Origin of the sequence: Cryobacterium sp. TMT1-66-1, from assembly GCF_004403435.1 — a bacterium.
Lineage (GTDB): Bacteria > Actinomycetota > Actinomycetes > Actinomycetales > Microbacteriaceae > Cryobacterium > Cryobacterium flavum.
The window spans coordinates 229,243-241,448 of sequence record NZ_SOGP01000009.1; the positions used below are offsets into that span (position 1 = coordinate 229,243).

The window sequence follows — 12,206 nt, forward strand, 5'->3', positions numbered from 1 at the left end:
ACGAGTACCGGGCGTCGCGCCCGCAAGAGAACGCTTGGTGGTCTCCGGCGACCAGCTCGATCTTAAATCACCCTTCGTTCTCGAGGCGGTGGTTTAGCGGAATGAGTCGTCTGCCAAGCCATCCGCTTCCTGCGCGGATAGCCAGGCGCAGTGGACCAGCGTTCCCGCCGAGGCGTCGTAGCCTGTGGCGGAAGGAGTCATCGCTCGCGTCGCGGGAGGTTCCTCCGAATGAGATTCTCGTGACGCCGAGACCTCGCACGAAGTCGATACGGTTGTCGAGAAAAGGGATGAGTAGTGATGTGCTTCGGGCAGGTACGCGCGCGAAGAATCTCTGGAACTGACGCCTGCTGTTCAGGCCGATGGGGAAGACAACGTCGGCTCCTGCGTGGAGGTATGCGAGTGCGCGTTCGGCGCAGTCGTCGACGCGCCCGTCAGCCAGCGGGCTATCGCCGTACGTGCCCTCATGGATGAGGTCGAGCATGGAGTCCACTCGGGCGGTGAGCACGGGGCGCCCGGGAATCTTCTCAAAATGAGCACCGATTTCCGCAAGCTTAATCGCCTGGGATTCACGATCGAGCTGACTGCCATCGCCGTCGTGATTCGAGTCCTCGATATTGATTCCAGCACAGCCAATATCGCGGACAACGTCAGCAATCTCGGCGGCAGATAGACCGTAACCTGACTCCAGATCCACGTTGACGCTGGAAGGTGAAACCGCGCGGACGATCCTCCGATTCCAACCCACCATGTCATCAACGGATGTCTGTTCAGCATCACCCCCGCCCAGTACTGCCGCTATCGCAGCGCTGGAGGTTCCAACCACCGAGAATCCGCTCTCTAACGCAACCTGGGCAGAACGAACGTCCCAGACGTTGGGCATCAGCAACGTCGTGCCATCGGACAAGGCCGTGCGAAGCATGTTCATGTCAGCAGCTGTTCCTTCCGGACGGCGAAATGGTTTCGTGTCACGAGCCCTCCTGCGAGAGCCAGTCCACGAATCGAGGGCCGATCACTTCGACGTCTGGCATCGGCAACAAGGCTCCATCACGGAAAGCACGACCGGCAGCGCCCGGCGCACGAACCGGCAATGCCAAGACCTTCTTGTTAGGGAGTGCCTTGGTCATCCGCCACAGAGTCGTGACTTCAGGTCCCGCCACGTCGTAGCCGGGCCCGCAGCGTTCACCGACAACGCAGTCGGCGACCACATCGGCAACCGCGGATAGTGCGATGGGCTGGGTGGTCATCGCCGGGACGACGGCAAACGGTCCGAACCTCAAACGTTCGATGTTCTGGCGTGCGAACTCGTACCAGAGCGTCGAACGCACGATCGTGAGGTTTACGTTCTCGGCGCGGGCAACACGCTCCTGCTCTGCTTTGCCCGCGTAGTAGCCGTTACCGTGCAACTCGGGCTTCGCACAGTTCACGATCGACACCAGGATGTGCTTCGATGCCCCTGCTGCCCGAGCTGCTGCATTGACGGCCCGCGTCGAACGGACGAAGAAGTCGCGGGCGGTCTCCGGATCCTGCGTGAAAATGTCCGTGGCTTCAACCACCACATCAATATTCCCGAGATGCGCGCCGGCATCCGGGAGCAGCACGTCGAAGCCTGTCGAGCGCGAGTGGAGCTGCGCTGGCACTCCTCGGAGGGAGAGCGCGAACTGGACCGCTCTGCCGAGCTTCCCCGCACCTATGACCGCAACGCCCATAATCACACCCGTTTCTCACCTTCCTCTACAAAAGTAAAACCTACTACGATCGTAGAGGCAGCTCGAGGTGAGGACAACATGCAACGACGTCAACTGATTGCTGAAGCAGGCGTCAGACTGATCACCCGCGGCGGAGTACGGGCGTTGACCCATCGCGCGGTCGACCGAGAGGCCTCGCTGCCGCCAGGCTCGACGTCTTACTACGCCCGTACTCATCGCGACCTCGTCATGCTGGTCGTGAAGCACCTCGGAACACAGACACGGACGGACCTCGACAGCTTCTCCCTACCCGCATCGCTGACCGCATCCGAAGCAGCAGCATTGTTGACCACGTTGCTCGACCATCTAGCTAGACGGGCCGACGAGCAGTCGTCCCGCTTCGCGCTGCTGTTCGAAGTCCGCGGCGACGAGGAGTTGCACGCCCTCCTCACCCTGGACTCACCGGTCCGCACACTCTTGGCACAGGGGGCAGAGTCCGTCCTGCAAGTCCTCGGGGTCGAGAACCCGTCACACTACGCGGCAGATCTCGTGGGACTCCTCGATGCCCTGATGATGTACCGCCTGGCCGGGGCAGCGCCCATCAACGCGAGAAGCGTAATTCAGGCCTACCTAGACGGGCTCCCACGATGCAACGTCACATAGCGTCTTGAGCTGCCGCGGATATCTCGGACAGTGGGCCCTCTTAAAATGAGGGTTCACTGAAAGTAGAGAACAGCATGACCGCAGCACGTAGGCGTTTCACCCAAGAGTTCAATGAACCGTCCCTGATTTCCTGCCGCTTCCTTTCTGCTGACACGATTTTTCTGCTTGACTTCAACCATAGAAGGGTCGTGTGATGTGTCTTTCTGTGAGTTCTTTGATCGGTACTCACTGACCGTCGCACGGTGGTTCACCACGTTGTTAATCCAACGACTTCAACCCCGGGAATTACACCACACGAGGGGACGCAACCCAGCGACTCGCAGGCCTCGGTTTTAGCATCGGTTGTGCGGACATGGGCGGAGGCGCCGTATGTCTACCTACGGCCGTGGCTTTCGGATTCACGGCGGCGTTGTATCAGCGATAGAAAGCGGATTGGCCATTCTTTTCGTGGAATGCGCCGGTATTAGTGAGACCTCTCAACAAACGCCGCTATTTTGTTCGGAAGAAACTTTGCCATAACAACGTGAAACCCACACTCTGTTAGATTCGATTCGGTCACCACCGGTGACCGGACGCTTTTTCTGGAAGCGTCGCCCGCTTTATGTGAATACCTGGTTTTACAGGCAAAGGTCCGAGGAGGACACTCAATGACTGATAATTCGCTGAACAAGACTGAGCTCGTCGCGAAGGTTTCAGCCGATTCAGGACAGAGCCAAGTCGCAGTAGATGGCATTCTGAACACATTCTTTGCAACCCTCGCTGAGGCCGTGAAGAACGATAGCAAGGTCACCATCCCGGGATGGTTCGGGGTTGAGCGCACTGCAACTGCGGCGCGCACCGGTCGTAATCCGCAGACGGGTGAGGAGATCGCCATTGCCGCGGGTCACCGCGTCAAGCTCACTGCCGGAAGCAAGCTCAAAGCAGCCGCCAAATAAGCTTCCGCCCACCGCACTGCACGTAGAGCGTCGATGCGATCGACGCTCTACAGTGTGTCACTGAGCGGTGTTGGGTTTGACCGTGACGCGCCCCCAACGCGCGGAGTATGTGTGAGCGGACGCGCCCATTGGACTCCTAGGCAGAACGGATACGTCGACTCACCATAAGTATCGTTTTGAAAAGCGGCGCTAACGAAAGTTTCCTCGTAATGCCTGAAGTCAGCGAAAGATGTCAATCTCTATGAGGCTCTCTTCCGAATGATTCTACGAATCAATTTAGTCGGGCGTCTTGACATGATTTCTGGGGCGGGGATACCGTGAAGAAGGTTACCCACCAGGAGAGTCTGCAGCGAGGATCATAATTGTGAGTGCATCGGGAAAGACACACCAAGCGCCTTCGAACGTGAGCGTGCGTCCACAACGTGAAATGTGGTCCGGGCGGAGAGTGTTCATTCTCGCTGCCATCGGGTCCGCCGTGGGACTGGGCAATATCTGGCGCTTCCCTTACGTTGCCTACGAAAACGGCGGCGGGGCGTTCCTTATCCCGTATCTGGTCGCCCTGCTCACTGCCGGAATACCGCTACTTTTTCTCGATTATGCCATCGGGCACCGATTCCGTGGGTCACCTCCGCTGGCAATGCGGAGACTGCATCCCAAAGCCGAAGCCATTGGCTGGTGGCAAGTAGGAATTTGTTTCGTCATTGCCGTGTACTACGCGGTGATCATTGCCTGGGCTGGCATGTATTTCATATTTTCCTTCACCACCGCTTGGGGCGAGGACGCCGCGGGTTTCTTTACCGGCGAGTTCCTTCAGGTGAGCGATCAGGTGAACCTGGGTTTCGACTTCGTGCCCTCCGTGCTCATTCCGTTGATTCTTGTGTGGGGCGTGGTTATCGCCATTCTGGCTTTGGGCGTGCAAAAAGGGATTGCCCGCTCGTCCATCGTGTTTATGCCGTTGCTGTTGATCATGTTCCTCATTCTGGTCGTCCAAGCGCTGTTTCTTGAGGGTGCCTGGGCCGGATTGGATGCGTTCTTCACGCCGGACTGGACCCGGCTCGGTGACAGTTCTATCTGGGTGGCTGCCTATGGGCAGATCTTCTTCTCGCTGTCGGTGGCCTTTGGGATCATGATCACGTATTCCTCTTATCTGCGGCGGAAAACTGATCTGACCGGTTCCGGGTTCGTCGTCGGCTTCGCCAATTCCGGTTTCGAGCTGCTGGCCGGCATCGGGGTCTTTGCGGCCTTGGGATTCATGGCGGCATCGAGCGGGGTTGGTGTGGACGAAGTCGCTGTCAGCGGTATCGGTCTGGCATTCATTGCGTTCCCGACCATTATTGCGCAGGCGCCGGCGGGCGTTCTGTTGGGAGTGCTGTTTTTCGGTTCGCTTGTGTTCGCCGGTCTAACGTCGCTGATCAGTATCGTCGAAGTCATCATTGCCGCCGTTCAGGACAAGTTAGGCTTGCGGCGGGTGAAGGCAGCGCTGGTCGTCGGCATCCCTATTGCCCTGATATCGATCCTGCTGTTTCCAACGACGACGGGCCTGAACCTGCTCGATGTGACCGATGCCTTTGTCAATAGCTTCGGAATTGTTGCCGTCGCACTGGTAGCCGTGGTGGCGATGTCTGCTGGGTTCAGCGCACTTCCCCGGCTGCGCGAACACGTCAATGCAACGTCCTCGGTCAAGCTGGGCCGCAGTTGGCAGATTTTCATCGGCGGTGTCACTCCGGTGGTCCTGGGTTACATCCTGATCGACACCCTCACCACCAGGATCAGCGAGGGCTACGGCGGTTTGCCGGACTGGTTTGTCGGCGTCTTCGGCTGGGGCATGGTGATTACCTTGGTACTGATCGCCTACCTGCTCTCGAAGATTCCGTGGAGCCATCGATCCGCCGCTTATGAGAAAAATGTCCATGAACCGATCCTCGACGCTGAACTCGATGCGAATGAATCGGCCACGGACAAGGCCAAGGGTGGCGAAATTGGCCTACCCGAAACCGCCGCATCAGGATCTCTAGCCGGGGAAAGGAAGAACCCGTGAGCACCTCCGCGGTCGTCATGATGATCATCGCCCTGTTAGCCGTATGGGGAGGGCTGGGGATAGCCCTGCTCAATCTCAAGCGGCATCCGGAAGCCATCGACGACGAGGAAGCCGACGCCGTTTTGCACGACGGCGCATCCGTGTCGCCACTACGATAAACCCGTGATCCGCAAAGTGACGTTGATTCGCCCGCGGCTGAGTCGGTTCGCCAGATCAGCTGTTCGCGGATAGGTCTTTAGCACGCCCTGCTGCCCGGAGCTGGCCACCTTTGCACGTTGGTGTTTTCTATCCAACTGGCGAGTAGTGCTTGTCCAGGCACCTGGTGTGTAATCGCGTGACATCGTGGACAGTGGATCTCAGAACTTCGTGGACGCTGGGTCTCACGGCTTCGTGCACAGCTACCGCTCTGGCTCACCGAGCACGGCGGGGAGATCAGTCTGGCGCTGGGCGAACTGTGTTTGATGCTCCGCGTTCTTGCGTTCCCAGGGCTTCGTCGGGTGGGTCACGCCAACGCCCTGTATGGAGTAGGAGGCAACGTATCGGCCTCGGACGTTTAGCGCGAACATTGGCAGCGGGAATGAGAACACGATCTCAGCGGTGACGGGATCGGTCAGCAAGAACGCGTCGTCGGTGATCGTCCGGTAGAACGAGCGGTCAGCGTACGTCGTCGGCAGGGAGACCTGGTAACCCTGAAAGTAGACCTGCCGGTTGGCTTTGGTGACCTCCACGAGTGACTGATCCGCTGTTTGCGGCCGTGCGTTGTCATCGGGCATAACCTGCCCTGTCTTGGAGATCGTCAACGGCGCCCGGTGAAGGTCCGACTGTCGTCGCGAGCGAGCCCGCCGGTACTCCGAGGCTTTCGCTTCCAGCACCGACAGCGGGATCGGCTCGGTCGCTGACGTGTGCTCGAGCAAGTCCCACGCCGCCCGCGGCGTAGCTTGTTCAAGGGCTTGATGCGGTCGGCGGTTGTTGTAGTGCTCCCGGAAACGCTGGATCCGGACACGGAGATGCTCGAGAGTGGCCGGCCGGTCGGCGTTGAGTATTTGCGCTGTTGGGGGCCGGCCTTATTGTCATTCGGGGCCACTGCACAATGCGGCCAGCAGCGCGTCAAGGGGCCACTGAATACTTCCGTTGGGTGCCATCTGCAGTTTTACGAAGGATCAAAACGAAAGTGGTGCTCGAACTCCGCGCCGAGTGCATTTCGGGGCGCCCGATCGCACTCGCGCAGGGTATGTCGCGCGAGAGTGTGCTTGCGGTGTTTGGCGGCGTTTATCAAGCCGGCATCGGCCGTGACGGTCATGCTGGCCGCAGCGATGCTCAGGTGAATGCGTTGCTTTTCCAGATCGTGACGGGCACGAGCGTGTGTTCGTGCAGCCTGAATGGGAAGAGTTCATAAGGGGCTCGCCAAGGTGGGGTGACGCGGAAGGAGAGCCAGGCACCTGCGCCTCGGTTCCGGGGTTCACGCCGAGGGGATCGTGGACCGCACCGTGCACAACACTATCTGGGTCGAGACCGGCGGCCACGACATGCGAGAGCACGCCGGCCATGTCAAGGCATAATCCTGTCGCGCGGTCGGGCGTCGCTGGCCCCCGACCGAGCGACAGCCTGGCACCGCAGGGCAATACGGGTGGCTCCCGAAGGCAATATTCAGCGGCCCCCAAACCTGCAAATACTCAGCGTCTAGGAAACGGATCAACGTCTGATGGGAGCGCTCGTTCTTGCCCTGTGTGGTGGGCTTACCCGGCAGCCCGCTGATCGGCATGGTGCCTTTCGATGCCAGATAGATCTCCACGGAGCCGATTCTGCCTGCGCGCAGCTGGTTGAACGCCAGCGAGTTATCCGACAGCACTTCCTGGGGTGCCCCGCATGCGGCGATTGCCCGTTCGAGGACGTCCTTGGCATCAGCACTGTTCTCGTGACGCGAATACGCGGCGGAGCCCACGTCGTATCGGCTTGCGTCGTCGAGCAGTTGATATACCGTGACGGTTTGCCCGTTCGCCAGCCGGTACTCGAACGCGTCCAGTTGCCACAGCGACATCGCCGTCGCGCGCACGAACGGGATGTAGGACGACTTCGGTCGCTTCCTCGGTGACGCGTCCACCTGCCCGACGCTGGCCAGAAGACGTGCGATCGTCGCCACCGAGGGGACCTTTCCTCCGGGGAACCCGCTGTCCATGGCCGCTTCGTAGTAGATCGAGCGGGGACCATAATCCCAGCCATCAGTCTTGAGCTGTTTGCGGATCTTCACCACCTCATTCACGACGACCTGCCCATAACGCCGGGCTGGGACGTTCGGGGCGCGGGAGCGTGGGTGCAGCGCAGCAGTAGCCTCGTGGACAGCTCGTCCGCGGATCTTGTAGAACACGCTCCGAGAGATCTTCAGAGAGCGGCAGAACGCGATAATCGACAGCGCGTGAGGCTGGGTCGGGTCGTAATTCATGATCGCGGCACGAGTCTGGGGTGAAAGAGAATTCGTCATTCCCTGACTATGACCGCCGCAAGTGTCTCCGATGCTGTGAGACATCGTGTCCACGATGTCATGAGATCGTGTGTCCACGATGCGCTGAGACAGGACAGTCCAGGCACCTGGTAGCGCTGTTCTGACGAGGTGGTAGCGGCCCGGGCTTGGCGCCCGGGCTGACCTGGTGCTATTCCCAGTAGGCCTCCTGCGTGCGGGCGATCGCTGCTCTGGTGGGCCGGTCTGCTGCCACGATCAGTCGAGAGTTGGCTCGAGGCGGGTCTAAGACTGGCCCGCAGGCACGGACGAAGTATGCCCGGCGGGTTCAACTGGTCGTCGCAACACCGGCCTGTTCGGTCAATAGTAGGTGCTCTGCCCACATCTCGGCGGGGGTTCTCCAGCCAAGGATTTTGCGTGGTCGGTTGTTGAGCGTCAGAGCAACGGCGTCGAGTTCATTAGCGCCCCATCGTGCGAGGTCGGTGCCTTTGGGGAAATACTGGCGCAGCAGTCCGTTCGTGTTTTCATTCAATGGTCGTTGCCACGGGCTGTGGGCGTCAGCGAAATAGACGGCAATCCCGGTCGCATGCGTGAATTCCACGTGCTGGGCCAGCTCCTTGCCTCGATCCCAGGTCAATGATTTACGCATCGCCGACGGCAGAGCACCCATCTGGATCACCAGAGCCTTCCTCGTGGCCTCGGCCCCATGCCCAGCCATCGCCGGGCCATTCTTGACCCGCGGCTGCACCCCGTAACCTTCCATCGCCGGCAGGTGGATGAGTATTGTGACTTTGGTCGTGCGTTCCACGAGAGTGCCGATCGCCGACCCATCCGTTCCGATAATGAGGTCACCTTCCTTACGTTGTTGTGGTGGGTGATTTCGGGACTGTCGTAGTGTGTCGATCACCCTCGGATGGCGGGTATGGCTGAGATCGCCTTGCCGCATAAACGGCTCACTGGGAATGGCCGCCCGCTGCCCGCAGATGACTGGACCGCTGATTGAGAATTGCGACATTGATCGCTGGGTAAGGACGTGCCGGCGTGGTTATCGACAGGGAAACTGCTATCAACGAGACGGAAGGAACATTCAGATGCCAGCAGTATGGGCGGGAATCGATTCAGGAAAGCGGGCGCATCACTGCGTCGTGATCGACCAGGCCGGGGAGATGCTTCTCTCCCAACGGATAGATAACGACGAGACCGTGCTGCTCGAAATCATCGCCACGGTCACCGAGATCGCCGATGGGCACGAGGTCGTATGGGCGACGGATCTGAACTCAGGCGGCGCAGCTCTCCTGATTTCCTTGCTGGTCGATCACGGCCAGCAGCTGCTCTATATCCCGGGCAGAATCATTCACCACGCGGCTGCGACCTACCGCGGTGAGGGCAAGACAGACGCGAAAGATGCCCGAATCATCGCCGATCAGGCACGGATGCGCACCGACCTCCAACCCGTTCGCGATGGTGATCAGATCAGCGTTGACCTGAAACTCCTGACCGCTCGACGCCTGAACATCATCCACGACAGGGTGCGCGCAATCAATCGGCTCCGCGCGACAATGCTGGAGTACTTCCCCGCGCTGGAGCGCGCGTTCGACTACTCCACAAGCAAAGCCGCTCTCACCCTCTTATCGACCTACCAGACGCCCGGAGCGCTTCGCCGGATGGGAGTAACGCGTCTGGCGGCATGGTTGAAAGCCCGCGGCTGCCGCAACAGCGCCACCGTCGCCCAGAAAGCAATCGACGCCGCGCGTGAGCAAGAAACGACGTTGCGCACCGAGATTGTCGCCGCCACCCTCGTGTCGCGCCTGGCCGCCGTAATCACCGCAATCGACGCAGACCTCGTCGACCTCGACAAAACCATCACCGCCCGATTCAACGAGCACGAGAACGCCGAGATCCTGCAGAGCATGCCCGGCTTCGGCCCCATACTCGCCGCAACCTTCCTCGCCAACATCGGTGGAGACCTCCGTAATTTTGAGAACGCCGATCGACTTGCCAGCGTCGCAGGCGTCGCACCAGCCCCCAGAGACTCCGGTCGCATCAGCGGCAACCACCACCGGCCCCGCCGATTCAACCGGCGACTCCTGCGCACCTGCTACCTCGCCGCCTTGTCGAGCCTGAAAAACAGCCCCGCCTCGAGAATCTATTACGACCGGAAACGGGCGGAAGGAAAGTCACACAAACAAGCCCTCCTCGCTCTGTCCCGACGCCGCATCAACGTCATCTGGGCCATGCTGCGCGACCACACCCCCTACCAAGAACCAGCCATCCACCGGCCCCTCGCCGCTTGACAAAGACAAGAGATTCCCAATGACCAGGGATGATGCGGTCGTCGACCTCGGCGGGGCGTTCGCTCAGGAGCGGACCCGAGAAGCGTGAACGCCTCGCGGCGGTGCTGCGCCGGGGTAACCGTCCGCGTCGGCCCGTAGGCAGGTGACGGGTCATCTCCCGCGTGAGACCGTGATTCTGCGGCGAATACAGGGCTTGGTAGATGCTCTCGTGGACGACGTTCATGGCTGGTTGGCCGGGGAAGTCGACGCTCAATTGGTAGCTGATCTGTCGCGGGCTCCACTGTTCCTTCAGCATCAGACAGGCGGCGGCCCAGACTATGCGCCCGTAAAATTCATCTTTGAACTCAACAGCTTCAGGTACACCAGCTTCGCACGTCGTAGAGCTGACGTTGGCGCCCGCGGCTGCGAGTCTTACCGCCGATCCGCTCCTCGTCAGCGCCTCCACCTCACCCATTTCACTCTGCTGCGTTGTTCCATCACACCCGTCGTCGACGCTGTCGCCCAGCCACACACCGTGAATGATCCGCCCTGCGCAATCCACTGGATCCACGAAGACGGCGTGTAGCTGACCGCGCTGATTCACGCCGACGAGAACGAAACCCGGCCATCGCGCAAATTGGCGTCGTAGTGTCACGATCACTTTATTCATACAGCGCCTTGAGCCGCCCCGGCCCTCTATCAAGGCTATGCAGCCCCCAAGGAACAGTAATATCCCCAGTTCGGCCACTCGAATCTGTGGCCAACAAAAGACACCAGCGAACGGGATCTTCCCCTCAACGCCGCCAGATAGATCCGAAGGCCCCAGCTGTCGGCTCTGGCTGCTTGACTATCACCATGAACGCCCCCTTACTTTATCCTGCTGGATACAACGCCGATTTCCTTGAAATTCCTCTGCCGCTCCCCGTCCCTCCTGCGGGCACCCTGATTCGTGAACTGCTTTACACACATTTCACCGTGCTCCTCGACCCCGCGCGGCGCCTCGCGATCGCGATCGGCGTCAACATCGACGGGGATCAGCTCATTACTGTTGACCGGGGCGACGACTGGCACCTCGACTCGCGTGTCCCGGTCTACGAACAGGCCGGGGAGGGCGTCTACGCCAGAAACGATCTCGACCGCGGACACCTCGTCCGGCGACAGGACCCGGTCTGGGGCGACACAACGACAGCCAGGCGTGCGAATTACGATACCTTCGCCTACACCAACGCCGCCCCGCAAGCCGGAGCCTTTAACCAATCGAAAGAACTCCGGCTTGGCCTCGAGGACCACGTCCTCACCTACGCACGCACAAACGGTAATCGCATCAGCGTCTTCACCGCCCCCGTGCTCTCAACCCAGGACCCGATATACCGCGGCGTGAAGATTCCACAAGCGTTCTGGAAGATCGCGGCATGGACCACGACCACAAGAGGCTCCACCGCTCTTCACGCTGCCGGATTCGTCCTCGACCAAAGTCCACAGTTAGAAGACATCGACCTCGACACGGACCGCGCTCCAGCCCTCATGTACGGTAATCCCCCGCCGCTGGGACCGTACCGCACCTACCAAGTACCCATCGTGGACATCACCGACCTCACCGGCCTCAACCTGGCCGCCCTATCTGACGCAGACGTCTACGCCCCGGCCCCAGCTATCCGAGAAGACATCGACCGTCGAACGCGCTGGGTCGAACTGGTCGACACCGCAGGAATCCACCTCTAACCACACCGAATCGTCTATAGCCAGCTCAGTCCCCGGCGCCGAGGTAGACATAGACGGTTTCGCGGCTGATCCCAAACTGTCGAGCAAGAACAGATTTCGGCACGCCAGCGGCAGCCTTCTCGCGCAGCTCGGCTGCACGGGCCGTGTCCAGTGACGGGGTGCGACCGCGGTATAGGCCACACTTCTTAGCCAAAGCAATACCCTCGCGCTGACGCTCACGAATCAGCGACCGCTCGAACTCAGCGAAAGCTCCCATGACGTTCACAAGGGTGCTTCGGCGCGGTCGGAACGGGTGCGCTGCTCGCGTTCACTTGTGCGTGACTGGTCCAGGTCGGCCCGCAGCGGGGTGAGTATGTCGTCGCGGTATTCGTGTATCGCGTGTGCTGCCCCATCGGAGCACGCATGCGGGTCGTTTCTGTTTGGTTGGACGGCGTG

At 60.3% G+C, this 12,206-nt stretch carries 10 protein-coding genes and 5 pseudogenes; 8 read left to right on the forward strand and 7 right to left on the reverse strand.

Going from position 1 to position 12,206, the window contains the following annotated elements; genetic code table 11:
• Window positions 1-67: 67 nt before the first annotated feature.
• Together E3T29_RS06940 and E3T29_RS06945 are read right to left on the reverse strand one after the other, a co-directional pair.
• Window positions 68-925, reverse strand: a complete 858-nt coding sequence (locus E3T29_RS06940; RefSeq protein WP_134344791.1) for an isocitrate lyase/phosphoenolpyruvate mutase family protein — start codon at window positions 923-925, stop codon at window positions 68-70.
• Window positions 926-965: 40 nt separating this feature from the next.
• Entirely contained in the window at window positions 966-1,598 is a 633-nt protein-coding gene (locus tag E3T29_RS06945; protein ID WP_198417723.1) for an NAD(P)H-binding protein, read from the reverse strand.
• 186 nt (window positions 1,599-1,784) lie between these two features.
• Here E3T29_RS06945 and E3T29_RS06950 point away from each other — a divergent pair, with 186 nt between their 5' ends.
• The 4 genes from E3T29_RS06950 to E3T29_RS06965 all read left to right on the forward strand — a co-directional run bounded on the left by E3T29_RS06950 (window position 1,785) and on the right by E3T29_RS06965 (window position 5,479).
• Window positions 1,785-2,348: a TetR/AcrR family transcriptional regulator gene (locus tag E3T29_RS06950; RefSeq protein ID WP_134344793.1), complete on the forward strand. Its 564-nt coding sequence runs from the start codon at window positions 1,785-1,787 to the stop codon at window positions 2,346-2,348.
• A 647-nt stretch (window positions 2,349-2,995) separates the two neighbouring features.
• A complete protein-coding gene (locus E3T29_RS06955; RefSeq protein WP_134344794.1) occupies window positions 2,996-3,283 on the forward strand; it encodes an HU family DNA-binding protein in 288 nt (95 codons plus the stop codon).
• Window positions 3,284-3,710: 427 nt separating this feature from the next.
• Window positions 3,711-5,321: a sodium-dependent transporter gene (locus E3T29_RS06960; RefSeq protein WP_134345001.1), complete on the forward strand. Its 1,611-nt coding sequence runs from the start codon at window positions 3,711-3,713 to the stop codon at window positions 5,319-5,321.
• Window positions 5,318-5,479, forward strand: coding sequence for a methionine/alanine import family NSS transporter small subunit (locus E3T29_RS06965; protein ID WP_134344795.1), 162 nt, complete (start codon window positions 5,318-5,320; stop codon window positions 5,477-5,479). The genes E3T29_RS06960 and E3T29_RS06965 overlap by 4 nt, the downstream gene beginning before the upstream one ends.
• Window positions 5,480-5,719: 240 nt before the next feature.
• On the opposite strand, the gene E3T29_RS20155 is transcribed toward E3T29_RS06965, so the two are convergent.
• Window positions 5,720-6,094, reverse strand: coding sequence for a hypothetical protein (locus tag E3T29_RS20155; protein ID WP_241987683.1), 375 nt, complete (start codon window positions 6,092-6,094; stop codon window positions 5,720-5,722).
• A 168-nt stretch (window positions 6,095-6,262) separates the two neighbouring features.
• Window positions 6,263-6,364, reverse strand: a pseudogene (locus E3T29_RS20660) (integrase core domain-containing protein); the annotation flags it as partial.
• A 128-nt stretch (window positions 6,365-6,492) separates the two neighbouring features.
• Between E3T29_RS20660 and E3T29_RS06975 the strand changes: the two are divergent.
• Window positions 6,493-6,717, forward strand: a complete 225-nt coding sequence (locus E3T29_RS06975; RefSeq protein ID WP_134344796.1) for a hypothetical protein — start codon at window positions 6,493-6,495, stop codon at window positions 6,715-6,717.
• Between the two features lie 279 nt (window positions 6,718-6,996).
• Here the strand turns inward: E3T29_RS06975 and E3T29_RS06980 are convergent.
• Window positions 6,997-7,800: pseudogene (locus E3T29_RS06980) on the reverse strand (DDE-type integrase/transposase/recombinase); the annotation flags it as partial.
• Window positions 7,801-7,991: 191 nt separating this feature from the next.
• Between E3T29_RS06980 and E3T29_RS20665 the strand changes: the two are divergent.
• A pseudogene (locus tag E3T29_RS20665) lies at window positions 7,992-8,051 on the forward strand (helix-turn-helix domain-containing protein); the annotation flags it as partial.
• A gap of 53 nt (window positions 8,052-8,104) precedes the next feature.
• Here the strand turns inward: E3T29_RS20665 and E3T29_RS06990 are convergent.
• Window positions 8,105-8,632, reverse strand: a pseudogene (locus E3T29_RS06990) (IS30 family transposase); the annotation flags it as partial.
• 235 nt (window positions 8,633-8,867) lie between these two features.
• Here E3T29_RS06990 and E3T29_RS06995 point away from each other — a divergent pair.
• Both E3T29_RS06995 and E3T29_RS07000 read left to right on the forward strand, forming a co-directional pair.
• Window positions 8,868-10,070, forward strand: coding sequence for an IS110 family transposase (locus tag E3T29_RS06995; RefSeq protein WP_370449125.1), 1,203 nt, complete (start codon window positions 8,868-8,870; stop codon window positions 10,068-10,070).
• Window positions 10,071-10,904: 834 nt separating this feature from the next.
• The gene (locus tag E3T29_RS07000) at window positions 10,905-11,771 is read left to right on the forward strand and encodes a DNA/RNA non-specific endonuclease (protein WP_104089965.1); all 867 of its coding nucleotides are present in this window, start codon (window positions 10,905-10,907) and stop codon (window positions 11,769-11,771) included.
• A gap of 25 nt (window positions 11,772-11,796) precedes the next feature.
• Here E3T29_RS07000 and E3T29_RS07005 read toward each other — a convergent pair.
• Window positions 11,797-12,042 (reverse strand): annotated as a pseudogene (locus E3T29_RS07005) (helix-turn-helix domain-containing protein); the annotation flags it as partial.
• Window positions 12,043-12,206: the final 164 nt, after the last annotated feature.